Origin of the sequence: uncultured Jatrophihabitans sp. (genome assembly GCF_964246335.1) — a bacterium.
Taxonomy (GTDB): Bacteria; Actinomycetota; Actinomycetes; order Mycobacteriales; family Jatrophihabitantaceae; genus Jatrophihabitans.
In genome coordinates this window covers 15793-39478 of sequence record NZ_CAXTQF010000034.1, presented here as the reverse complement: position 1 = coordinate 39478, position 23686 = coordinate 15793, and the positions used below count along the sequence as shown (strand labels likewise).

General features: G+C 70.9%; 22 protein-coding genes. 12 read left to right on the top strand and 10 right to left on the bottom strand.

What is annotated here, in order from left to right; translation table 11 throughout:
• Positions 1 to 142: 142 nt before the first annotated feature.
• Complete coding sequence (mca, locus tag ACFFCN_RS11280) at positions 143 to 1051, bottom strand: mycothiol conjugate amidase Mca (protein WP_375491638.1); 909 nt, start codon at positions 1049 to 1051, stop codon at positions 143 to 145.
• A gap of 97 nt (positions 1052 to 1148) precedes the next feature.
• Here mca and greA point away from each other — a divergent pair, with 97 nt between their 5' ends.
• The gene (gene greA, locus ACFFCN_RS11275) at positions 1149 to 1649 is read left to right on the top strand and encodes a transcription elongation factor GreA (RefSeq protein WP_375491635.1); all 501 of its coding nucleotides are present in this window, start codon (positions 1149 to 1151) and stop codon (positions 1647 to 1649) included.
• Positions 1650 to 1652: 3 nt separating this feature from the next.
• Here greA and ACFFCN_RS11270 read toward each other — a convergent pair whose 3' ends face one another.
• The gene (locus ACFFCN_RS11270; protein WP_375491634.1) at positions 1653 to 2120 is read right to left on the bottom strand and encodes an Lrp/AsnC family transcriptional regulator; all 468 of its coding nucleotides are present in this window, start codon (positions 2118 to 2120) and stop codon (positions 1653 to 1655) included.
• 180 nt (positions 2121 to 2300) lie between these two features.
• Between ACFFCN_RS11270 and ACFFCN_RS11265 the strand changes: the two genes are divergently transcribed.
• Positions 2301 to 3734, top strand: coding sequence for a sigma 54-interacting transcriptional regulator (locus ACFFCN_RS11265; protein ID WP_375491632.1), 1434 nt, complete (start codon positions 2301 to 2303; stop codon positions 3732 to 3734).
• Positions 3735 to 3773: 39 nt separating this feature from the next.
• On the opposite strand, the gene ACFFCN_RS11260 is transcribed toward ACFFCN_RS11265, so the two are convergent.
• Entirely contained in the window at positions 3774 to 5054 is a 1281-nt protein-coding gene (locus tag ACFFCN_RS11260; RefSeq protein WP_375491630.1) for a class I SAM-dependent methyltransferase, read from the bottom strand.
• A gap of 117 nt (positions 5055 to 5171) precedes the next feature.
• Between ACFFCN_RS11260 and ACFFCN_RS11255 the strand changes: the two genes are divergently transcribed.
• From ACFFCN_RS11255 to ACFFCN_RS11230, 6 genes are all read left to right on the top strand, one after another.
• Positions 5172 to 7124: a VWA domain-containing protein gene (locus ACFFCN_RS11255; RefSeq protein ID WP_375491628.1), complete on the top strand. Its 1953-nt coding sequence runs from the start codon at positions 5172 to 5174 to the stop codon at positions 7122 to 7124.
• Positions 7111 to 7536, top strand: a complete 426-nt coding sequence (locus tag ACFFCN_RS11250; RefSeq protein ID WP_375491626.1) for an SET domain-containing protein-lysine N-methyltransferase — start codon at positions 7111 to 7113, stop codon at positions 7534 to 7536. The genes ACFFCN_RS11255 and ACFFCN_RS11250 overlap by 14 nt, the downstream gene beginning before the upstream one ends.
• Positions 7537 to 7716: 180 nt before the next feature.
• Complete coding sequence (locus tag ACFFCN_RS11245) at positions 7717 to 8208, top strand: hypothetical protein (protein ID WP_375491624.1); 492 nt, start codon at positions 7717 to 7719, stop codon at positions 8206 to 8208.
• A 2-nt stretch (positions 8209 to 8210) separates the two neighbouring features.
• Positions 8211 to 8705, top strand: a complete 495-nt coding sequence (locus ACFFCN_RS11240; protein ID WP_375491623.1) for a GNAT family N-acetyltransferase — start codon at positions 8211 to 8213, stop codon at positions 8703 to 8705.
• Positions 8698 to 9201, top strand: coding sequence for a SigE family RNA polymerase sigma factor (locus ACFFCN_RS11235; protein WP_375491621.1), 504 nt, complete (start codon positions 8698 to 8700; stop codon positions 9199 to 9201). Before ACFFCN_RS11240 ends, ACFFCN_RS11235 begins: the two co-directional genes overlap by 8 nt.
• Positions 9198 to 10031 (top strand): hypothetical protein, encoded by an 834-nt coding sequence (locus ACFFCN_RS11230; RefSeq protein WP_375491619.1) that lies wholly within the window; start codon positions 9198 to 9200, stop codon positions 10029 to 10031. Before ACFFCN_RS11235 ends, ACFFCN_RS11230 begins: the two co-directional genes overlap by 4 nt.
• Before the next feature lie 13 nt (positions 10032 to 10044).
• Here ACFFCN_RS11230 and ACFFCN_RS11225 read toward each other — a convergent pair whose 3' ends face one another.
• The 4 genes from ACFFCN_RS11225 to ACFFCN_RS11210 are packed head-to-tail and all read right to left on the bottom strand — an operon-like array spanning position 10045 to position 16090.
• Entirely contained in the window at positions 10045 to 10815 is a 771-nt protein-coding gene (locus tag ACFFCN_RS11225) for a glycosyltransferase family 2 protein (protein ID WP_375491617.1), read from the bottom strand.
• Positions 10812 to 12368, bottom strand: coding sequence for a flippase (locus ACFFCN_RS11220; RefSeq protein WP_375491615.1), 1557 nt, complete (start codon positions 12366 to 12368; stop codon positions 10812 to 10814). Before ACFFCN_RS11220 ends, ACFFCN_RS11225 begins: the two co-directional genes overlap by 4 nt.
• A gap of 40 nt (positions 12369 to 12408) precedes the next feature.
• Positions 12409 to 14916, bottom strand: coding sequence for a GNAT family N-acetyltransferase (locus ACFFCN_RS11215; RefSeq protein WP_375491613.1), 2508 nt, complete (start codon positions 14914 to 14916; stop codon positions 12409 to 12411).
• Positions 14909 to 16090, bottom strand: a complete 1182-nt coding sequence (locus ACFFCN_RS11210) for an acetoin utilization protein AcuC (protein WP_375491611.1) — start codon at positions 16088 to 16090, stop codon at positions 14909 to 14911. The genes ACFFCN_RS11215 and ACFFCN_RS11210 overlap by 8 nt, the downstream gene beginning before the upstream one ends.
• A 136-nt stretch (positions 16091 to 16226) precedes the next feature.
• Between ACFFCN_RS11210 and ACFFCN_RS11205 the strand changes: the two genes are divergently transcribed.
• Positions 16227 to 16790 (top strand): GNAT family N-acetyltransferase, encoded by a 564-nt coding sequence (locus tag ACFFCN_RS11205; RefSeq protein WP_375491609.1) that lies wholly within the window; start codon positions 16227 to 16229, stop codon positions 16788 to 16790.
• Here ACFFCN_RS11205 and ACFFCN_RS11200 read toward each other — a convergent pair.
• Positions 16776 to 17918 (bottom strand): cystathionine gamma-synthase, encoded by a 1143-nt coding sequence (locus ACFFCN_RS11200; RefSeq protein WP_375491607.1) that lies wholly within the window; start codon positions 17916 to 17918, stop codon positions 16776 to 16778. The two genes, ACFFCN_RS11205 and ACFFCN_RS11200, sit on opposite strands and share 15 nt — an antisense overlap.
• Positions 17919 to 18025: 107 nt before the next feature.
• Between ACFFCN_RS11200 and ACFFCN_RS11195 the strand changes: the two genes are divergently transcribed.
• Entirely contained in the window at positions 18026 to 18634 is a 609-nt protein-coding gene (locus ACFFCN_RS11195) for a hypothetical protein (RefSeq protein WP_375491605.1), read from the top strand.
• A gap of 152 nt (positions 18635 to 18786) precedes the next feature.
• On the opposite strand, the gene ACFFCN_RS11190 is transcribed toward ACFFCN_RS11195, so the two are convergent.
• Positions 18787 to 20157 carry a cystathionine beta-synthase gene (locus tag ACFFCN_RS11190; RefSeq protein WP_375491603.1) on the bottom strand — a complete coding sequence of 457 codons (1371 nt, stop codon included), beginning with the start codon at positions 20155 to 20157 and terminating at the stop codon, positions 18787 to 18789.
• 107 nt (positions 20158 to 20264) lie between these two features.
• Between ACFFCN_RS11190 and ACFFCN_RS11185 the strand changes: the two genes are divergently transcribed.
• Together ACFFCN_RS11185 and ACFFCN_RS11180 are read left to right on the top strand one after the other, a co-directional pair.
• A complete protein-coding gene (locus tag ACFFCN_RS11185; protein ID WP_375491601.1) occupies positions 20265 to 21305 on the top strand; it encodes an SGNH/GDSL hydrolase family protein in 1041 nt (346 codons plus the stop codon).
• Positions 21306 to 21383: 78 nt separating this feature from the next.
• Positions 21384 to 22604: an acetyl-CoA C-acetyltransferase gene (locus ACFFCN_RS11180; RefSeq protein ID WP_375491599.1), complete on the top strand. Its 1221-nt coding sequence runs from the start codon at positions 21384 to 21386 to the stop codon at positions 22602 to 22604.
• Between the two features lie 220 nt (positions 22605 to 22824).
• Here the strand turns inward: ACFFCN_RS11180 and ACFFCN_RS11175 are convergent, their stop codons facing one another.
• On the bottom strand, positions 22825 to 23610 hold the full coding sequence (locus ACFFCN_RS11175; RefSeq protein ID WP_375491597.1) for a Bax inhibitor-1/YccA family protein: 786 nt from the start codon (positions 23608 to 23610) through the stop codon (positions 22825 to 22827).
• Positions 23611 to 23686 lie beyond the last annotated feature (76 nt).

Sequence of the window (23686 nt, the reverse complement as noted above, 5' to 3'; positions counted from 1 at the left end):
TGCCCGGACATCGACTTGAACAGGAAGTAGCAGGCGATGCACAGCAGCAGGATGATCGCCAGACCGATCGGGCCGGACTTGCTGCCCTCGCTGGTGCGCGCCAGCGGCTCGCTCGCGGTCGCCGCGGACAGCGCCAGCGCGCTCACGACGACACCGGCTCCCGGACCCCGGCGAACAGGTCGTCCTCCGGCAACGACGAGTCGACCACCGAGCGGGCCAGTTCGAAGTCCTCGGTCGGCCACACCTCGCGCTGCAGGTCCAGCGGCACCTTGAAGAACCACCCGTCCGGGTCCACCTGGGTGGCGTGCGCGAGCAGCGCGGCGTCGCGTCGCTCGAACCAGTCGGCGACCGGCACCCGTGTGGTGACGTTCGGCGGCCGGCGCTTGCTCATCCACTCCTCGCGCCGCTTGAACCACTCCTCGAACGGCGAGTCGAGGCCGCGGGCGAGCATGGCCTCGTGCAGCGCCTTGGAGCGCTCGGCGGAGAAGCCGACGTCGTAGTAGAGCTTGGACACCTGCCACGGCTCACCGGCGTCCGGATAGCGCTCCGGATCGGCCGCCGCGTCGAACGCGGCAACCGAGATCTCGTGGCAGCGGATGTGGTCGGGATGCGGGTAGCCGCCGAACTCGTCGTAGGTCGTCATGACCTGCGGACGGAACTCGCGGATCTCGCGCACCAACCGGCCGACCGCTTCGTCCAGCGGCGCCAACGCGAAGCAGCCCTCGGGCAGCGGCGGCAGCGGGTCGCCCTCCGGCAGCCCGGAGTCGACGAAGCCGAGCCAGTGCTGGCGCACGCCGAGGATCTCGCGGGCGCGGTCCATCTCCGCGCGGCGGATCTCGGTCATGTTCGCCTCGATGTCCTCGCGGCCCTTCAGCGCGGGGTTCAGGATGCTGCCGCGCTCCCCGCCGGTACAGGTGACGACCAGGACGTCGACGCCCTGATCCACGTAGCGGGCCATTGTCGCCGCACCCTTGCTGGACTCGTCGTCCGGATGCGCGTGCACGGCCATCAGCCGCAGCTGTTCGTCGTTCCCAGCGGTCACGACGTCCATTGTTGCGGACTGAACCGTCGGTTTACGAGTTGCCCGGTCCGCGGTGTCCGGTGTTACGTTCGTGGTTCGTTTTCCGCTAGCACCCTGGAGTACTCCCGTGTCCACCAACGACGACACCGCTACCGTCACCTGGCTCACCCAGGACGCGTACGACCGCCTGTCGAGTGAGCTGGACGGCCTGATCGGCAACCGCACCGCGATGGCCAAGGAGATCAACGACCGCCGCGAAGAGGGCGACCTCAAGGAGAACGGCGGCTACCACGCGGCCCGCGAGGAACAGGGCAAGCAGGAAGGCCGCATCGTGCAGCTGCAGGAGCTGCTGCGCAACGCGAAGGTCGGCGAGGCGCCGGTCAGCGAGGGTGTCGGCGGCCCCGGCATGCTGGTGACGGTGCGCTTCGACGGCGACGACGAGGACGAGACGTTCCTCATCGGCTCGCGTGAGGAGGCCGACACCGCGGGTGTCGAGGTCTACTCCGCCGCGTCCCCGCTGGGCAAGGCGCTCACCGGCGCGCGGGAGGGCGACACGGTCGAGTACGAGACGCCGAACGGCAAGACGATGAAGGTCGCGCTCGTCGCCGCCAAACCGTTTGCCGGGTAGAGCTCAGACGAGCGGCAGCACCCGGTGCGACACGGGGTTGCTGAGCGCGATCACCGTCGAGGTGCGGACGATCTCCGGGAACTCGGTGACGCGGTCCAGCACCTGCTGCAGGTCGTCGTTGGATCGCGCCACGACGCGACACAGCATGTCGCCGGGCCCGGTGATCGTGTGCACCTCGAGCACCTGCGGGATGGCGCGCAGGTGCTCGAGCACGGCGCGGCCCTTGCCCTGACTGATCTCCAGCGTGGCGAAGGCGGTGACGGTGTAGCCGAGCGCCGTCGGGTCCAGCGTCGGGGCGAAGGTCGCGATCACACCGCGTTCGGCCAGCCTGTCCAGCCGCGCCTGCACGGTGCCGCGGGCGACGCCGAGTCGCCGGGACAGCTCGAGCACCCCGACCTTCGGCGCGGCGTCCAGTGCGCGCAGCAGCCGGGCGTCGAGATCGTCGACGCCCGCCGGGTGCACATCGGCCACGCACAGACTCTGGCACACCGCGCCCCTCGTGCGTTGAGTGGTCAGTCAAGGCAAGACGGCACCTGCACCCCCTCCCGGTGATCAACAGTCGATTCTGCGCGCCCTGGTGCCCGAAACCGACTGTTGATCAGCGGGGGCGCGACGGGCCGCAGTTTGCACGGGCGACGTAGCGTCGAGTGGGTGAGCCAACCCGCCATCGAAACGCTCGGCGAGCTACGCGCATCGGGCCACGTCCAGCGCACGGTCAAGACCGAGATCCGTCAGAACCTGATCGAGCGGCTGCGCGCCGGGCAACCGTCGATGCCGGGCATCGTCGGCTTCGAGGACACCGTCGTGCCCGAGGTCGAGCGCGCGCTGCTCGCCGGCCACGACCTCGTGCTGCTCGGCGAGCGCGGCCAGGGCAAGACGCGCCTGATCCGCACACTGCTCGGCCTGCTCGACGAGTGGTCCCCGGTGGTCGCCGGCTGCGAGATCAACGACCATCCCTATTCGCCGATCTGCGTGCGCTGCCAACAGCTGCTCGGAACCGACGGCGAGCTGACGCCGGTCGCCTGGAAGCACCGCAGCGAGCGGTTCGGGGAGAAACTTGCGACGCCGGACACCAGCGTCGGTGACCTGATCGGCGACATCGACCCGATCAAGGTCGCGCAGGGGCGCACGCTGGGCGATCCGGAGACGGTGCACTACGGGCTCGTGCCGCGCACCAACCACGGCATCTTCGCCATCAACGAGCTGCCCGACCTCGCCGAGCGCATCCAGGTGGCGCTGCTGAACGTGCTGGAGGAGCGCGACATCCAGGTGCGCGGTTACCAGCTGCGGCTGCCACTCGACCTGCTGGTCGTGGCGAGCGCGAACCCCGAGGACTACACCAATCGCGGCCGGATCATCACGCCGCTGAAGGACCGCTTCGGCGCAGAGGTGCGCACGCACTACCCGCTGGAGCTGATCGACGAGCTGACGTTGATCGCGCAGGAAGCCGCCGTTCTGTGGGACGTGGACGACGCCGATGGATACGCGGCCCCGCTCGTCCCGCAACACCTGCTGGAGGTCGTCGGCCGGTTCGCCCGCGCCGTGCGCGACGCGCCGCAGATCGACCAGCGCTCGGGGGTGTCTGCGCGCTTCGCGATCGCGGCGGTCGAGACCGTCGCGGCGTCCGCGGTGCGGCGGGCAGCGATCACCGGCGAAGGCGCTGCCGTGGCGCGGGTCTGTGACCTGCCGGCTGTCGTGCCGGCGTCGCGCGGCAAGGTCGAGTTCGACGACGCCGACGAAGGTCGCGAGTTCGAGGTGCTCGAACACCTGCTGCGCCGTGCGGTCGTCGAGACGTACCGCTCGCGGCTGGCCGGCATGGACCTGCGCCTGCTGCAGGAACGCTTCGAGGGCGGCGCCACCGTCACCACCGGCGACGCCACGTCCGCGCAGGAGCTGCTCGACCAGCTCGGCGCAGTGCCGGTGCTCTCGACCCTGCTCGACCGGCTCGAGCCGGACAGCATCGGCGAAGGCGCCGCCGCCGTCGGACTGGCGGCGTCGGTGCTCGAGTTCGCGCTCGAGGGGTTGTACCTCAATCGCCGGCTGGCGAAGGACTCGGACGGCGCGCGGACGGTCTACGGCTCGTAACGCCCGACCGGCGCGAGGCGGCGGAGCGTCCCGTTCGCGTCAGACGGAACGGGCCAGCGGCAGGCCACTGCGGCCGCGCGGGCCGGGCCGGACGGCCAGCACCTGGTTCACCCCGATGCGGTTGGCGCGGAAGGCCAGCGCCGAGCCGGCGATGTAGAGCCGCCAGATCCGGGCGCGCGCCGCGCTGGACGCGGCGACGGCGTCGGCCCACCCGCGTTCCAGATTCGCCAGCCAGGCGCGCAGCGTCAGCGTGTAGTGCTCGCGCAACGCCTGCACGTCGCGCACCTCGAAACCGACACCCTCCAGCGTGTCGGTCATCGTCGACACCGGTTGCAGCTCCCCGTCGGGGAACACGTACCGGTCGATGAACGAGGTGGCCGAGAAGCCGGGCCGCGGGCCCGGCCGCCGCGCGATGGCGTGGTTGAGCAGCCGACCTTCGTTACCGAGCAGCCTGAACAGGTGCCCGGCGTAGTCGGCCAGTTCGTCGGCACCGACGTGCTCGGCCATCCCGATGCTGGCGATGGCGTCGAACGGGCCGTCGGTCACGTCGCGGTAGTCCTGCACCCGGATCTCGACCAGGTGCCCGACGCCTTCGCGCTCCATCCGCTGCTGCGCGTACGTCGCCTGCTCACGCGAGAGCGTGACACCGACGACGCGCGCGCCGTAGGTGCGGGCCGCGTGCAGCGCGAACGTGCCCCACCCGCAGCCGACGTCGAGCACCCGTTCGCCCGGCGCGAGGGCCAGCTTGCGGGCGACCAGATCGCACTTGCCGAACTGTGCGGCCGCCAACGCAGCCTCGCCGAGCTCGCCGTCCTGCGACCAGTAGGCGCACGAGTACGTCATCGATTCGCCGAGCAGGATCCGGTAGAAGTCGTTGCCGACGTCGTAGTGGTGCGCAATCGCGTCGGCGTCGCGCGTCCTGCTGTGCCGCCGCCCGCTCAGTCGCGCCTCCTCGGCGGGGGGCGCAGGCGGCAATCCGAGGATCCCCAGACGCAGCACGGCCCGCACCAGCGCCTTCTTCGTGGCGCGGTCGACGCTGACACCGGGCCCCTCGTCCGGGTCGGCGACCTGCTCCAACGCCTCGAGCCCGGCCCAGAGGTCGCCCTCCACCTCGATGTCGCCGCTGACGTAGGCACGCGCGAAGCCGAGCTCGTTCGGTGCCCACAACAGTCGCCGCAGCGCGCGGCGGTTGACGAAGTGGAACGCGACGACCGCGTCGGACGGCCCGACCTCACTGCCGTCCCAGCAGCGCAGCCGGATCGGCACCTGGTCACCCAGCGTGGCACTGACGAGGGGCTGGACGACTTCGGCGACGGTCACCGCTCCATGGTCTCGCGTCGCGTCCGCCGAACGCGCTGCGCACCGGTCGGACCGGCGTGGGTCGAAGTTCACGCGCTTCGTCGACGTCAACGAGCATCGCTGGTTACGCTCGATGGGGTGAGCGTGAGATACGGCAGGTGGGCCGGGGGCCCGGACCCGCTCGAGCCGCCCTATGACGTCCGCTCCGCCCTGGACGAGATCGGCGACGACGTCCTGGCCGGCATGTCCCCGCGGGAGGCCCTGAACCGGCTCCTGCGCCGCGGCACGCAGGATCGCGCCGGCATGGAGGAGCTGCGCCGCCAGGCCCGCGAGCGCGCCCGCGAACTACGCCGCAACACGCGTCTGGACGGCACGCTGGAGCAGGTCCGCGAGCTGCTGGACAAAGCCGTCGACGAAGAGCGTCGCGCGCTGTTCCCCGAGCCGTCGGACTCCGCGCGGATGGCCGAAGCCGAACTGGACCAGTTGCCGCGCGACACGTCGCGCGCCGTCCGGCAGCTGGCCGACTACCAGTGGCGCTCCCCCGACGCGCGTCAGACGTACGAACAGATCCAGGAACTGCTGCGCAGCGAGGTCCTCGACGCGCAGTTCGCCGGCATGCGCGACGCCCTGCAGAACGCCACGCCCGAAGATCTCGAACGCATCCGCGAGATGATGTCGGCGCTCAACGACATGCTCGACGCGGACGCGCGCGGCGAGCACACGCAGGAACAGTTCGACGAGTTCATGGAGCAGTACGGCGAGTTCTTCCCCGAGCAACCGCAGAACCTCGACGAGCTGATCGACGCGATGGCCCGGCGCGCCGCGGCCGCGCAGCAGCTGATGAACTCGCTCACCGACGAGCAGCGCGCCGAGCTCGGCAACCTGATGGCGGGCGCCATGGGTCAGGCCGGGCTGGAGGAGCAGATGGCCCGGCTGCAGCAGGGCCTGCGCTCCGCGCGGCCGGACCTGCAGTGGGGTGCCCGCCAGCGCACCGACGGCGAGGGTCCGGGCATGGGTTACTCGGACGCCACCGGCGCGCTGGCCGAGCTCGCCGATCTGGATCAGCTGCAGGAGCTGCTCAGCCAGGACTATCCGGGCGCGAGCCTCGACGACGTCGACGAGGAGCTCGTCGAGCGCGCGCTCGGCCGCGCCGCCGTCGAGGACATGGCGCAGCTGCGACGCATCGAGCGCGAACTGCGCGAGCAGGGCTTCGTCAGCAAGGGCGGCGACGGCATGCGGCTGACGCCACGCGCGCTGCGCCGGCTGGGCGGCACGGCGTTGCGCCGGGTGTTCGCGATGGTCGAGTCGCGCGGGCGTGGCACGCACGACGTACGCGACGCCGGTGCCGCGGGCGAGATCACCGGCGCGAGCCGGGAATGGCGTTTCGGCGACGAGCAGCCGCTCGACGTCGTGCGCACCGTCCGCAATGCCGTACTGCGCAACGGTCCGGGCGACGTCGCGCTGCAACCAGATGACTTCGAGGTCGTGGATACCGAGCGGCGCGCGTCGGCGGCCATCGCGCTGCTCGTCGACATGTCGTACTCCATGGAGCTGCGCGGCACCTGGGGCGAGGCGAAGACCACCGCGCTCGCGTTGCATTCGCTGGTGACGACCAAGTACCCGCAGGACGCGATCGAGATCATCGGGTTCAGCGACTACGCACGCGTCATGACGCCGGCCGCGCTCGTCGAGCACAGCTGGGACCGCGTGCAGGGCACGAACCTGCAGCACGGCCTGATGCTGGCTCGTCGGCACCTCGACAAGCACCGCGGCGCGGAGCCGGTCATCCTGGTGATCACCGACGGCGAGCCGACGGCCCACCTCGCGCCGGACGGCTTCGCCGACTTCGCGTGGCCGCCGACGCCGGAGACACTCGCCGCGACCATGGCCGAGGTGGAGCGCTGCACCCGCAGCGGCGCGACGATCAACGTGTTCATGCTCGACGACGACCCACGGCTCGTGCAGTTCATGCAGGAGCTGGGGCGGCGCAACGGCGGCCGGGTCTTCGAGCCGAAGCGCGGCCGGCTCGGTGAGTACGTCGTCGCCGACTACCTGTCCAGTCGCCGCGGTCGCCGGCGTGCCGCCAGCTGAGTTCGTCGGCGACGGCGTGACGAGCGGCCCCTCGCTGATCGCCGGCTTCGGGTTGTTCACCGGCGGGTCGCTCGCCGCGGGCGAGGTCGTCCTGCGCTTCGACGGCGCGCCGGCGCACGCGCAGGACCTGGTGGAGATCAATCACAGCTGCGACCCGAACCTCGGCTTCGTCGACGACCGCACCCTCGTCGCGCGGCGCGAGATCACCGCGCACGAGGAGCTGACGGTCGACTACGCCACCGCCGTCGCCGACGGCGACTTCGTGCTGTTCTGCCACTGCGAGACGTACCGCTGTCGCCAGGTCGTCGAGGGTACGGACTGGCAGATCCCGCAGCTGCAGCAGCGCTACGCGGGCTGGTGGACGCCCGCGCTGCAGGCGCTGATCGACACCGGCGACCGCCAGCCCGGCTGACCGTCACTGCTCGTTGCGCTTTGCCCAGCAGACCGACGCCGTGCGGCCTGCGCAACGTCATCTGCGGGTCGCGCGCCTGACACCCGTCGGTTTGCACCCGTAATCGTCGCTAACTCGCCCGATCCGACGTCCGTTAGCAACGGCAGCGGGTGCAAACCGAGCGCGCACTACTCTCGCGGCGTGACCAAGTTCCTGCTCGCACTGCACCTGATCTTCGCGGTGTTCGCGGTCGGACCGCTGGTGCACGCCGCGACCACCGCAGGGCGCGGCATCCGCAAGGCCGATGCGGCGGCCACCGCAAGTTCCGCACGCATGCTGCGCATCTACGGCATCGCATCCGCCTTAGTGATCATCAGCGGAATCGTGCTGATGTATCGCTCGCGGTCGGGCGAGTACGGCATACAGGGCTATTCGGCATTGAGCGTGTACAGGGGACCACCGCACTTCGGCGAGTTCTCGCAGACCTGGATCTGGCTGTCGATCGTGCTGTGGGCGCTCGCGATCGCGCTGGTGCTGTTCGTCCTCGTGCCGACCCTCAACCGCGCGACGAAGCTCATCGCCGAGGGCGAGACGGTCGGCGCGCTGACCGGTCGCGTGGCGGGTGCCGGCGGTGTTGTCGGAGTGCTGTTCGTCGTGATCGTCGTGCTCATGGTCTACCGACCCGGGCAGTAGCCGTGCACGTCGAGATCGTCGACCAGGCACGCACACGGGAGCTGCGCCGCGCGGTGCTGCGCCCACAGCTCTCGGCGGCGGACGCGCTGCCCGGCGACGAGCTCACCGACGGCGTGCACGGCGTCCACTTCGGCGCCGTGGACGACGACGGGACCGTCGCGTGCACCTGCTTCGTGTATCCCGACCCGTGCCCCTGGCTGCCCGGACGCACGGCCTGGCACCTGCGGCAGATGGCCACCCTGCCCGAGCGGCGCGGCGAGGGACTCGGCCGCGCGGTGGTCGAGGCGGCCGTCGAACAGGTCCACGACGCGAAGGCGCAGGTGCTCTGGTGCAACGCCCGGGAGACGGCGCGCGGCTTCTATGCCGACGTCGGGTTCGCGGAGTACGGCGACGTCTTCACCGACGAGCGGCACCCGATTCCGCACGTGCGCATGTGGCGCGAACTTTCCCGGCCACCCACCTCGTCTCACCTGTCAGGGAGGTCACCAGGTGCGTGACGAGGCAGGGTTCCGCGCGTTCGTCGAGGCGAACGGCGCATCGCTGCTGCACGCCGCGCGGCTGCTGACCGGCGACCACCATCGCGGCGAGGATCTGGTGCAGACGGTGTTGACGAAGATGTACCTGAAGTGGGGACGCATCGACGCGCCGCTGGCGTATGCCCGCAAGTCGCTCGTCAGCGCGCACATCGATCAGAGCCGACGCAGGTGGTGGGGTGAGCGGCCGACCGAGACGCTGCCCGACCAGCCGACACCCGGCGGCGATGAGGCAGCCGTCTCCGACGAGCGCGACGAGCTGCGCCGGCTGCTCGCCGACCTGGATCCGCGCGAGCGGGCGGTGGTGGTGCTGCGCTACTACTGCGACCTGTCCGAGCAGGACACCGCGATCACGCTGAGGATGCCGGTCGGCACGGTCAAGAGCAGCTGCGCACGGGCACTCGGCCGGCTGCGAGTGAACGCCGCGAGTTCGGCCACCAGCAGTGGGGGTGCGGCATGAGCCCGAGCGAGAACGACCTGCGCGCCGCGCTGCGCCGCGGCGAGGGCGACGCGACCCAGGACGTCGACGTCGACCGCTTGGTGGCCGCCGGCCGGGACCGTGCGACGCAACGGCGGGTGCGGTTGCTCTCCGGTGCGGCGGTGGTGCTCGTGGTGGCCGCGGCCGGCACCGGTGGCGCGCTCATCTGGGGCGGCAGCGACTCCGCGCAGCAGACCAGCGGGGCCAGCGCAGGCAAGGCCGCAGGAAGTCGCGCCGGTGGCGCGACTCAGGCCGCCCCTGCTACTGGAGCCGCCGCCGGGGCATGTCCGGCCGCGGCGCCCGCCCGCGTCGCCCCTCGCCCCGGGGCGGCCAACCCTGGTGGGCTGACGCCGGGTGCAGGCGGCGGCACCGGGCAGGCGGCGGGGGCGGGTGGCGCACTGTTCGCGAAGCCGGTGGCCCGGCTCGTCGTGTGCGCGTATCCCGAGGGGTCGTCACCCGCTGCGCAGCGACCGGCCGGCATCACCCTCACCGGCGCGCAGGCCGACACGTTGCGGACCAGCCTGGAGGACGCCGCGAAGACCCGCCCGACCGGCGCCTGTCCGCTGCTCGTCCGCGCCGACGAGCGGCAGCTCGCCATCGTGGGCGTCACTGCGGACGGCACGAAGCTGCCCGTGGTGACGACGACGGTCAACGCGGTGTCCTGCCGCGTGGTGGTCACCAACGGGACCGCGGTGCGCTACGGCTGGACGCCGCCGGCGTCACTCGGGCCGCTCGTCGCGCACCTCGCGCCCCGCATCGCGGTGACGCCGGGCGGCGGTGGCCCGGCGCACGGCTCACCCATCCACAGCTGAGCCGATCCGCGGGTCAGACGCTCGGTTCCGTCGACACCGGAGCCGCAGCGGCCTGCCGGGAGTAGCGCACCCGCGAGGAGAACAGTGCGGTCTCCGCGATTCCGTACAGCCGCCAGTGCTTGCGCCGCAGCCTGCGCAGCAGCCGCCGGCCGCTGCGTGCCGTGATCCGGTCGGTGACGCTCACGCCGTCTGCATGCACGCGGTAAAGAAGCAACGGTTCGTTCAGCAGCAGACCGACGATGCCGTCCTCGGCCAGGCTGAGGTAGAAGTCCCAGTCCTCCAGCGCGGTGAAGCGAGTGTCGTACCGATGGTCGGCCAGGACCGACGCGCGGAGCAGACAGCACGCATCGATGTAGTTCCGGACGCGCAGGTAGTCGAGCAGGAAGCCCGGATACTGCGAGATGCCCTCTTCCGCGCCGAACCGCGCGAGCTGCGTGTACACGTACCCGACGGACGGCGGTTGTTGCCCCAACACCCCAAGCGTCTTCTCGATGTAGTGCTCGTCCAACATGTTGTCGGCGTCGAGGAAGATGACGTACTCGCCGTTGGCCTGACACGCCCCGGTGTTACGGGCAGACGCCGCACCGGCATTGGCCTGGTACACGTAAGAGATCCGGTCGGCGTAGCGGGCGGCCACCGCAGCAGTGTCGTCGGTGGACCCGTCGTCCACCACGATCACTTCGACATCGGGGTAGGTCTGGGCCAAGGCACTGTCGAGCGCTTCGGCGAGGAAGCGTCCGTAGTTGTACGCCGGAATGACGATCGTGACCAGACCGGACCTCATCCGCTTAAGCTCTCACGTCGCGCGGGCAGGTCGCGCTCGCCGTCGTCGTGCCCGCGCCGCACGAGGCGTGGCGCGGCGACCAGCGCTGCGAACGCGACGCTGTACAAGACGACGACCTCGACGATGTCGAGGATCAAGCGGAGCAGTGCGTTGTCCACCGTCTCGCGCAACGGGAGCACGATGACGACGGCCACGGTCACCAGTGCGGCGACGACCGGTTCGATCACCGGACGCACGAGGTCGAATCGGATCCCGGTGTCGGCACGGAAGACGTACACGATGCCGCAGAAGGAAATGACCTCGGTGGCGACGGTGGCCGACGCCGCCCCGTTCAGCCCGAAGGCGGGCACCAGGGCGAGGTTCAGCGCGACGTTGAGGACGAACGCGGCGATCGACACCCGGACGAAGCGGTGTTGCTTGTCGATCGCCGTGGCCGCGTACCCCATCACGTTGTTCAGATAGGAGAAAATCGCGGCGCCGGCGAGGATGGCGAACGGTGTGGCGGCGCCGAGGAATTCGCTGCTCGAGACGGTCGTGACGGCGTCGACCCGCACGGCGTAACCGCCGGCCGCCATGAGCATCGCCGCCGTGGCCACGTAACGATATGCGCGACGGACCATCGCACTCAGCGCTGCCGGATCGGCCCTCGTCATCGACGGCATGAGCGCCGCCATGAAGAACGTCGGAACAGACAGCGCAGGTTGCAGCAGGGAGTAGGCGACGGTGTACACACCGACGGCGGCCGATCCCAGAATCGTCGAGATCACCAGACTGTCGGCGCGCAGGTACAGCAGGTTGATGATCTGGATGATGCCGAGCGAGACGGACATCCTCAAGATGGCCCGCCAGCGCGTCCAGTCCGCCCTGGGGCGTATCCGGATGAAGCGGCTGCACGCCGTGACCGCCGCCGCGGCAGCAAACGCGTTCGCGATCAGGTAGACCAGCACGAAAGCCAGCGCACTGTGCTCATGCACCGCCACCACGGCGGACAAGCCGAGCATGATCACTTGCTGCCCGGTACCGATCATCGCGGCGACCTCGCTGTGCACTCGCGCGGCGAAGTAGGCCAGGGCCACCCACTGGATCCCGTTCAACGGGATCGTCGCGGCCAGGATCGCGACGCATTCGTGCACCAGCAGCGAGCCGTGCGGATACAGGATGAAGCTGACGCCGACGACGACCGGCCACGCCGCCACGCACATGGCGATACGCAGGCCCATGTTGTCGCCGATGATCTCTTCCGCGCGGTCCGGGTTCTTGGCGATCTCCCGCCCCGTGATCGCGGTGACACCGATGTCGGCGATCAGCGCGAAGGTGGTCACCACCGCAAACGCCGTGGCGTACACGCCGTACTGCGCGACCCCGAGGGTGCGGGTCAGGATGCGCAGCGTGATGACGGCGAGACCGGCCGACACCAACTGGCCGACCACCTGCGAGACGGTGCTCACCGCGACCCGCCGCCGATCGCCCCCGAGGGTGCGGGTCATCACGCGCCGCCTGCCGGAGATGTGCGCGGCAGGCGGACGGTCCGCATCCTCACGCGCATCCGACACGCAGACAGCGTAGAAGGTCGCGGACGGGGGCCCCGCGGTGTCAGAGTCCGCGCAGCCGGCGCGGGCCGGTGTCCGGCCGGGCTGTAGGCGCGGCAACCCACACCTCGGCGTCGACCACCGACGCGCGGTCGGCGCCGGCGTGCACGCGCAGCACCGCCTCACCGATCTCCGGCACCGCGTCGGCCAGTCCGGACAGCCGCAGCACGAGGTCGCGCAGCGCCACCCGGTTCGCCACCGCGCCGCCCCCGTGCCCGTCGAGCAGCGGCGCGGCCCGCGGCCCGTCGAGCACGTCCTCGGCGTCGGTGACCGTCAGCGGCACGCTGGCGTAGGCACGGTCGTCGAGCAGCTCGGTCGCCACGCCGCCCAGCCCGAAGGACAGCAACGCACCGAACGACGGGTCATCGCGCACCGTGGCCACTACCTCGACCGCGGGTCCGCCGTCCGCCCCGTCGGCCGTCTCGATGCCGACGTGCCCGAGGAGCACGCGCGCCTCCTCGCGCGACAGCTCGCGGCCGACGGGCGTCGCCGCCAGCGCAGTACGGACGAGCTCCCGCGCGGCCGGCAGGTCGACGCCCTCGAGCGCCGGGACGCTGCCCGGCCCGCGGCGTCGCCATGCCGCGTACCGGCACACCCGCGCCAGTGCACGCACCGCGCGCTCCGGCGAGGCATAGGACGGCACCGAGCCCGCCGCGGGCGACGTCTCCCCCTCCGCCGACAAGCCGCCGGGGACGCCCTCGAAGCCGAGGAACGTCGACACCACCGGTTTGTCGCTGTGCGTGGCAACCATCCGCAGCGACACCGCGACGTCCTCGGACGACGCGCGCTGCAGCGGCGGCACGAACACCACGACTACCGCATCGACGCCCGGATCGGCCAGCGCGGTGCGCATCGCGTCCTCGAACGCCGCGGCGCCGGCCTCGACGCCGACGTCGTCCAGCCGCGCCAGCCGCAACCCGCCCTCGGCCAGTGCGTTGATCACCAGCACGCCGAGCGCCGTCGAGTTGCCGACGACGGCGACGCGCGAACCGCGCGGCAACGGCTGCGAGGTCAACAGCAACGCGACGTCGAACAGATCGCCGACGGTGTCGACCCGGATGACGCCGGACTTCTCGAACAGCGTCTGCACGCTCGTCTCGTGCACCTCCACCGACGTCGGCCGCAGACCCGCGACGACGGTGCCGGCACCGCCCTTGACCGCGACGATCGGTTTGCGCCGGCCCAGCCGACGGGCGACCCGCGCGAACTTGCGCGGGTTGCCGAAGCTCTCCAAGTACATGAGCACGACATCGGTGTCCGGGTCGGTCTCCCAGTACTGCATGAGGTCGTTGCCCGACACGTCCGCGCGGTTGCCCGCGGACACGAACGTCGACACGCCGATGCCGCGGCGCGCCGCCTCGCCGAGCACCGCCACACCCAATGCGCCCGACTGGCAGAAGAACCCGGCACGTCCGCGCAGCGGCGGCAGCGGTGCGAGCGATGCGTTGAGCCGCACCTGCGGGTCGGTGTTGACGATGCCGAGGCAGTTCGGGCCGACCACCCGCATGCCGTGCACCCGTGCCTCGGCCACCAGTTCGCGCTGCGCCTGCTGCCCGCGCTCGCGTTCGTCGTCACTGCCGCGCTCGCCGAAGCCGCCGGAGATGACGACCAGTCCGCGTACGCCGCGTTGCGCGCACTGCTCGACCACGCCGGGCACCGCGGACGCCGGCACCGCGATGACCACGACGTCGATGTCGTCGGGGACGTCCAGCACGGACGGGTACGCGCGCACGCCGTGCACATGCCGCGCATCGGCGTTCACCGGGTAGAGCGGACCGTCCAGACCCATCCGCAGCAGATTGCCGAACACGGCGCTGCCGATCTTGTCCGCGTCGTTACTGGCGCCGACCACCGCGACCGACGACGGGGCGAGCAGCCGCGCGATGGACCGCGCCTCGGCACGCTGCTCGCGCTCGCGCATCACCGTCTCGGTCACTGCGGTCTCGTCGATGTCGAACTCCAGCGTCACCTCACCGTGCTCGAGGTGCCGCGTCGTTTCGTAGCCGGCCTCGCGGAACACCCGGATCATGCCGGTGTTCTCGGCGAGCACCAAAGCCTGGAAGCGCCGGATGCCGACCTCGCGGCCTGCGGCGGCCAGGTGTTCGAGCAACACAGAGCCGATGCCGCGGCCCTGGTGCGCGTCGGCGACGACGAACGCGACCTCCGCCTCGTCGGTCGCCCGGGATGAGCCCTCGGGCGACGACTTTGCGGCCAGCCGCTCGTACCGGCCGACAGCGATGATCTCGCCGGCGAGCTCGGCGATCAGCGCCACGCGGTCGTGGTGGTCGACGGTGGTGAACCTGATCAGGTCGCGCGGCGGGATACGCGGGTACGCGGAGAAGTACCGCAGGTAGCGCGTGCGCTGCGACAGCCCGCCGTGGAACGCGACGAGCGCGTCGGCATCGGACGGACGGATCGGGCGCAGGTGCACGATGCCGCCGTCCGCTGCGACGACGTCGGCCTCCCAGTGCGCCGGCGCGGGTGCGCCGTCGCCCTCCACGTCGTCAATCACGCGGGTCGTCCGGATCCAGGCCGAGCAGCGGGAACGACGCGCGCCGCGTCGCGCCGATCGCGGAGTCCAGCCAGCTGCTGGATTCGGCGTCGCCCGGCTCCCACGGATGGACGTCGGGCAGCGGGCGTTCGCCCATGGCCGTCGGCAGCTCGCCGCGCGCACCGAGCGAGCGCACGTACCCGGTCCATCCGGACGGCACTGCGGTGGCCGGGTCCACCGGCCGCCCCGTCGCCTCGGCGAGCAGGTGCGTCCAGGTGCGCGGCACGCAGCGCACCAGCCCGTACCCGCCGCCGCCGAATGCGAGCCAGCGCCCGCCGGTGACCTCGTGCGCAAGCGCATGCATGTCGGCGATGGCCGCGCGCTGGCCGTCGACGGTCAACTCGAGATTGGCGAGCGGGTCCTCGTGGTGGGTGTCGCAGCCGCACTGGCTGACGAGCACCTCCGGCGCGAACGCGCGCACCGCGCCGGGCACGACGGCCCGGAACGCACGCAGCCACCCGGCGTCGTCGGTGCCCGGCGGCAGCGCGACGTTGACGGCCGACCCCACGGCGTCGCCTACGCCGGTCTCGCTCGGCATGCCCGTCCCCGGGAACAGCGTGCGCGGATCCTGGTGCAGGCTGATCGTCAGCACTCGCGGGTCGTCGTAGAACGCGGCCTGCACGCCGTCGCCGTGGTGCACGTCGATGTCGACGTACGCGACGCGCGCGACGCCCTGGTCGAGCAGCGTGCGGATGCCGAGCACGACGTCGTTGAAGATGCAGAACCCGCTGGCGTTGCCGCGCATCGCGTGGTGCAGGCCGCCGGCGATGTTGATCGCGTGCTGCACCTCGCCGCGGTGCAGCCGCAGCGCCGCCTGCGCCGAGCCGCCGGCAACCAGCGCGGCGGCGTCGTACATGCCGCGGAAGACCGGGTCGTCCGTGGTGCCGAGGCCGAAGCCGACGAAACCGGGTTCGCCGCTCGCCTGCCGCACCGCGTCCAGGTAGGCGCGGTCGTGGATCGACTCCAGCTGGTCGGTGCTCGCGGGCTCGGGAGCGGTGATGTCCACGTGCTCGAGCACGCCGAGCTCGCGGGCGAGGCGGATCGTCAGGTCGAGTCGCACCGGGTTGAGCGGGTGGTCGCCGAAGTCGTACGCGAGGTACCGCTCGTCCCAGATCGCGCCGACCGTGCACTCCATAGGTCGACCCTAGGCGAGGGCGTACTTCACGCACGGGGCTCGTCGCCCACGAGCTGCAGGAGGGTTCGTGAACGGCACTCCCCCGCGGGTGCGCTGCGCAGCTAAAGGTGTCGCACCGCCGCTCTAGCCTGTGTCCGTGCTGCACCTCAACCCGCCGATCCACACCGAACGGCTGACGCTGCGCCAGATCGACCCGATCCGCGACGTCGACGCGATCCACGCCTACGCCTCGCGCGAGGACGTCTGTCGCTACATCCCGTGGACGCCGAAGACGCGTGCCGAGGTGGCGGCATGGCTGCCGAACCGGTGCGCGATCGCGATCAACAAGCCGGGCACGGCCGCGAGCCTGGCCATCGTCGTGCGCGAGACCGGCGAGCTGGTCGGCGACACGATGTTCATGTGGGAAAGCGAGGAGCATCAACTGTGCGAGATCGGCTACGCCCTCAACCCGGAGCACGCCGGTAGGGGTTACGCCACGGAAGCGGCGCGGGCACTGCTCGCGCTCGCCTTCGACACCTTCGACATGCACCGCGTGATGGCGCGGGTCGACGAGCGGAACCCGGCGTCCGCCGCGGTGCTGCGCAAGGCGGGCATGCGTCTCGAGGCCACGCTCGTCGAGAACGAGTGGTTCAAGGGCACCTGGTCCACCGAGCTCGACTTCGCGATCCTGCAGTCCGAGTGGCGCTCACGCCAGGGCTGACGCCAGATCACCGATCAGGTCGTCGATCGACTCGATGCCCACCGACAACCGCACGAGATCGTCCGGCACCTGCAGCGGGGAACCGGCGACGCTGGCGTGCGTCATCCGGCCCGGGTGCTCGATCAACGACTCCACGCCACCCAGCGACTCGCCCAGCGTGAACACGGACGCCAGCTCGCACACCTTCAGCGCGGTCTGCTCGCCGCCGCGCAGCGTGAACGAGACCATGCCACCGAAACCGCGCATCTGACGCGCGGCCACCTCGTGCCCGGGATGGTCGGGTAGCCCCGGGTAGAGGACGCGCTCGACGGCAGGGTGCGTGGTGAGGTAGTCGACGACGCGTTCGGCGTTCGCGCAGTGCCGGTCCATCCGCACGCCCAGGGTGCGGATGCCGCGCAGCACCAGCCACGCGTCGAACGGACCGGCCACGGCGCCCATCGAGTTCTGGTGGAACGCGAGCTGCTCGCCGAGCTCACCGTCCTGCACGATCAGCGCGCCGCCGACGACGTCGGAGTGGCCGCCGAGGTACTTCGTCGTCGAGTGCACGACGACGTCCGCGCCAAGAGCGAGCGGCTGCTGCAGGTACGGCGACGCGAACGTGTTGTCGACGAGCAGCAGGGCACCGGCGTCGTGGGCGACGCCCGCGAGTGCGGCGATGTCGGCGATCCCGAGCAGCGGGTTGGTCGGCGTCTCGCACCACAGCACGCGGGTGTTCGGCCGGACGGCGGCGCGCACCGCGTCGACGTCGCCCAGCGGCACCGGCGTGTACTCCAGGCCCCAGTTGGCGAGCACCCGCGCGACCAGCCGGAACGTCCCGCCGTACGCGTCGCCGGGCAGGATGACGTGGTCGCCGGGCCGGCACGTCGCCCGCAGGAACGTGTCCTCGGCGGCGAGCCCGCTGGCGAACGCGAGGCCGCGCGTCCCGCCCTCGAGCGCGGCCAGCGCCTGCTCCAGCGCGGTCCGGGTGGGGTTTGCGCTGCGGCTGTACTCGTAGCCCTCGCGCAGGCCGCCGACGCCGTCCTGCTTGTACGTCGAGGTTGCGTAGATCGGCACGGTCACCGCGCCGGTACGCGGGTCCGGTTCCTGCCCCGCATGGATCGCCAGCGTCTCGAAGCCCGTCATGTCCACGACGCTACCGAGCGGGGTGCCGGCCGGTTTGACGATCCGGTGGGGATCTCTAGGTTGAAGGCCACGCCCGCGGCGAGCGAGCGGCACCGACGAGAGACGGAGACACGATGGCGGCGAACGACGGCTCACCCGACGAGGACCGCCCGACCCCCGCGGGACGTGACGCCGACCGCCCGACACCCGAAGGCCGCGACGAACACGACGGCGGCGCGAACGGCAACAGCTCCGACGGCAGCGACGACAAGTCCGGCGACGACAAGTCCGACTCCGAACCCAAGTCCGGCGACGACGAGTCCGGCGACGACGACAACGATGACGTCGACGATCTACCGGATGCGGACGTGGACGACATCAACCGCATGGAGGACGTCGACACCGAGGTGCCGGAGGAGAACCTCGTCGACCGGGACAAGGCCGACTGGGACGTGGACGCCGGACTGCTGTCCGGCACGGCGATCCACGGCGGCACGGACATCCCCGGTGAGCACGAGATGGTCGACGACAACCCGGAGGTCGGCGAGGAGGACGGCGACTCCGACAGCGGTTCTGACGACGACGACAAGTCAAATGACGACGACAAGTCAAATGACGACGACGACAACTCAGATGACGACGACGACGCTGGCGAGAAGGACCACGCCGAGCGGCAGGGCAAGGACACCCAGGCCGAGGGCGACCCCAGCTCCAAGGGCGCGGACGAGTCCACGAACGAGTGACCGTCCGCGCAACGGCCACCCTCGACGACGTCGATCTGCTTTGCCTGCGTAGTGGTCGCTGTGGGCGCCATCCAGCGACCCGTAGCCAGGAAAGGCGGACGGACCGGGCCGGACAGGCCCCGAACCAGCAAGCTGCGAGGACCGAGGCGCGGCTAGGAATTGGCCAGGTGGCCGAGCAGGTCCTGGCGCGTCAACACCCCGGTCGGCTTGCCGTCGACGTGCACCAGCAGCGCGTCCGCATCACCCAACGCCTCGACCGCCGCGGACACCGGCTCGCCCGACCCGATGATCGGCAGCGCCGGTGACATGTGTGGCTCGATCGCGTCGGCCAGCGAGGCCGATCCCGCGAACAGTGCGTCGAGCAGCGCCCGTTCGGACACCGAACCCATGACCTCGCCTGCCGTCACCGGTGGCTCGGCACGCACGATCGGCATCTGCGAGACGCCGTACTCACGCAGGATGTCGATCGCGTCGCGCACGGTCTCGTTCGGGTGCCCGTGCACGAGTGAGGGCGTCTCGCCGGACTTGCTGCGCAGCACGTCGCCCACCGACGACTCGCCCACCGCCGAGACGAACCCGTAGTCGGCCATCCAGTCGTCGTCGAAGATCTTCGACAGGTAGCCGCGGCCACCGTCGGGCAGCAGCACGACGATGACGTCGTCCGGGCCGCCGCGCGCGGCGACGTCCAGCGCCGCCACCACTGCCATGCCGCACGAGCCGCCGACGAGCAACCCCTCCTCGCGGGCCAACCGACGGGTCATCGCGAAGGACGCGCCGTCGGTGACGGGCACGACCTCGTCGCAGATGGCGCGGTCGTAGGTGTCCGGCCAGAAGTCCTCGCCGACGCCCTCGACGAGGTACGGCCGGCCGGTCCCGCCGGAGTAGACCGAGCCCTCCGGGTCGGCACCGACGACGCGTACCGGCCCACGTTCCTTCAGGTACCGGCCGGCGCCACTGATCGTGCCGCCGGTGCCGACACCGGCCACGAAGTGCGTCACCCGCCCGTCGGTCTGCTCCCAGATCTCGGGCCCGGTGGTCTCGTAGTGCGAGCGCGGGTTGTTGATGTTCGCGTACTGGTTGGGCTTCCAGCCGCCGGGACGCTCGCGGGCGAGCCGGTCGGACACGGAGTAGTACGAGCGCGGATCGTCGGGCTCGACGGCGGTCGGGCACACGACGACCTCCGCGCCGTACGCGCGCAGCGCGTTGATCTTGTCGCCGCTCACCTTGTCCGGACACACGAAGACGCAGTGGTAGCCGCGTTGCTGCGCGATGATCGCCAGGCCGACGCCGGTATTGCCCGAGGTCGGCTCGACGATCGTGCCGCCCGGCTCGAGCTCGCCCGACTCCTCGGCCGCGTCGATCATCCGCACCGCGATGCGGTCCTTGACCGAACCGCCCGGATTGAAGTACTCGACCTTGGCCAGCACGAGCGGCGCGTCCGGGCCGAGGTCGCGGGTCACGGTGCCCAGTCGGACGAGCGGGGTGTGCCCGATGAGATCGACAACCGATTCGCTGTACTGCATGCGCCTACCGTATTGACCCGGCTCATGGGCCAGAAGAGGCGCCGCCGGAGCCGAGCTGCCGCGACGCCTCGCGCAAAGTCTCCTGCCGTTTCGCTAGCGTGCCGGGAATGGGGCAGCGCCGCAGCAGAACGCGCATCGCGCTGTACGCGGGCGGCGGCACCGGCACCGCGATGGCGGCGGGTGCGGCGACCCTGAGCGCCGTGATCTGGGGCGAGATCAAGCTGGCCCGCCGTCGCATTCCGGTCGCCACCGACCCGCCGCCGCCGTCGAACGACACCACGTGGGCGGCAGCGGGGGTGAGCCGCACCCGCCCGCCGATCCGGATCGCGATGCTCGGTGACTCGACCTCCGCCGGCTACGGCGTCTACCGCGACCGCGACACCCCGGGCGCGCAGCTGGCCATCGGCATCTCGGAGGTCGCGCGCCGCCCGGTGCACCTCACCAATCTCGCCGTTGTCGGCGCGGAATCGAAGGACCTGCTCGACCAGGTCGACGCGCTGGCGGCCCTGCGCGGGCGATCCGACCTCGTCGTGCTCATCGTCGGCGCGAACGACGTCACCGAGCGCACCGCCCCGAAGGACGCGGTGCCGCTGCTGGAGTCGGCCATCGCGCGCATCTGCAGCCTGGGCGCCGAGGTGGTGGTCGGCACCTGCCCGGACCTCGGCACCATCCGCCCGCTGGCGCAGCCCCTACGCGCCTACGCGCGCCGGCTGTCGCGCAGGATGGCCAAGGCACAGACGGTGGCCGTGGTGCGCGCCGGGGGCCGGACGGTGTCGCTCGGCGACCTGCTGGGACCGCTGTTCGCCACGCATCTCGAATACTTCTCAGAGGACCGCTTCCACCCCTCGGCGGCCGGGTACGCCGAGGCCGCGCAGGCGATCCTGCCGTCCGCCCTGGACGCGCTCGGCGTGAGCACCAGGGTGCGCAGCGCCAGCACGTTCACCACCCGGCGGGTCAAGACGGTGCAGCGGGCCGCGGCGCAGGCCGTCGTGCGGCCCGGCACAGAGGTGGCGCCTGCGGAACGGTTCGGCCGCGCGGAGGGCCGCCGCGGCCAGTTCGCCCAGTTGCTGCGGCGCCGGCGTCCCCGCGATGCGCCGCACACGTCGCCGGAGGCCGCAACGCCGGTGCCGGACGGCCCCGTGACGTGAGATTCGCGGTCCGCGGTGCACTGCGGCGCGGCGCGGTGGCAACATCGAGGTGAACGCAGCCGTCACCGAGGAGTCGCCATGCCCGAAGCCGTTATTGTCTCGACCGCCCGCTCGCCCATCGGCCGCGCCAACAAGGGCTCGATGACGAGCATCCGGCCGGACGACCTGGCCACCCAGATGGTGCGTGCTGCGCTGGACAAGGTGCCGGCGTTGGACCCGCACGACGTCGACGACCTGATGATGGGCTGCGGCCAGCCGGCCGGCGAGTCGGGCCAGAACATCGGCCGCACCGTCGCCGTGCAGCTCGGCTACGACTTCATGCCCGGCACGACCGTCAATCGCTACTGCTCGTCGTCGCTGCAGACCTCGCGGATGGCGTTCCACGCCATCAAGGCCGGGGAGGGCGACGTGTTCATCTCCGCCGGCGTCGAGACGGTGTCGCGTTACAACAAGGGCAACGCCGATGGCTGGCCGGACACGCACAACCCGAAATACGCCGAGGCCGAGCAGCGCACCGCGAAGGCCGCCGAGTCCGGCGCGAGTGAGTGGCACGACCCGCGCCAGGACGACACGCTGCCCGACGTCTACATCGCGATGGGCCAGACGGCCGAGAACCTCGCGCTGTACAAGGACGTCAGCCGCGAGGACATGGACCACTTCGGTGTGCGGTCCCAGAACCTCGCCGAGCAGGCGCTGGCCAACGGCTTCTGGGCCAAGGACATCACGCCGATCACGCTGCCGGACGGTACCCAGGTCACGAAGGACGACGGCCCGCGCGCCGGAGTCACCTACGACGCGGTCGCCGGCCTCAAGCCGGTGTTCCGCCCGGACGGGCGCGTCACCGCCGGCAACTGCTGTGCCCTTAACGACGGCGCGGCCGCAGTGATCATCATGAGCGACACCAAGGCAGCCGAGCTCGGCCTCACGCCACTGGCGCGCATCGTCGCCACCGGCGTCAGCGGGTTGTCACCCGAGATCATGGGGTTCGGCCCGGTCGAGGCGACGCGTCGCGCGCTGGCCAAGGCCGGCATGCAGATCGGCGACATCGACCTCGTCGAGATCAACGAGGCCTTCGCCGCGCAGGTCATCCCCTCGTACCGCGAGCTCGGCATCGACCCGGACCGGCTCAACGTCAACGGTGGCGCGATCGCGGTCGGGCACCCGTTCGGTATGACCGGCGCCCGTATCACGTCCACCCTGCTCAACTCGCTGGCCTTCCACGACAAGCAGTTCGGGCTGGAAACCATGTGCGTCGGCGGCGGCCAGGGCATGGCCATGATCGTCGAACGGCTCACCTAGGACTTCTAACAAATTTGTTTGCGACGCCACAGCGGCGCAACCGGCAGGCAGACGCCTCGTTGGACCTGGCAAGACGGTCCGGAAGTTCGCGAGGGAGATTGCCGGGCCGCGACGTCGGGTCGACAGCGCAGACGCTGGGGGGCAGCTGCAGCAGTCGATCCGCACGACGAAAGGGCGGGCCGGTCACACTGGCCCGCCCTTCGTTACGAGATGACGCCGTTCAGCGCCGCGCGTAACCGATCAGTCGCAGGATCTCGAGGTAGAGCCACACGAGGGTGACGGTCAACCCGAAGGCGGCGTACCAGGCCAGCCGCTGCGGCGCGCCCTGCCGGATGCCGCGCTCGATGAAGTCGAAGTCCATCACGAGGTTCATCGAGGCGATCACGATGCACACGAGGCTGAAGATGACCGCGATCGGGCCGCCGCTGCGCAGATCCAGGCCGTTCGGCGTGAACAGGTACGCGATCAGGTTGACGAGCATCAACCCGAACACGCCGATGGTCGCGCCCACGACGATGCGGGTGAAACGCGGGGTGACCCGAATTGCACCGATCTTGTAGACGAACAGCATGCCCGCCGCGACCATCACGGTGCCCGCGACCGCTTGGATAACGATGCCCGGGTACCGCTGCTCGAAGACGTGGCTGATCGCGCCCAGCAGCACCCCCTCGAACACCGAGTACAGCAGCGCGGTGAACGCGTTGACGCGCATGGTGAAGGACATGAACAAGCCGAGGCCGAGGCCGGCCACCGCCGAGATGATCAGCGCGGGCAGGAACAGCCGGTCGGGCAGTGCCACCCACGCGATCGCGCCGGCCAGCACGATGGTGCCGAGCATCGCGGCGGTGCGCTGGACCACCGAGTCGAGCGTCATGTACTGCTCGTTCGGCCGCGGCCCGGCGTAAGCCGGCTTGTCGAACATCCCCTGCAACTCGGTGGCGTCCGGCGTGGGCGGGTTGCCCCCGGCCGCACGGCCGAATCGGTTGATGACGGGGTTCTGGGCCATCGGGCCGCCTCCAGCGGGTCCGTCGACCGTGGTCCGGCCGGCGAGAGAGTCTGACAGAAGTCGAACGAACGATAGC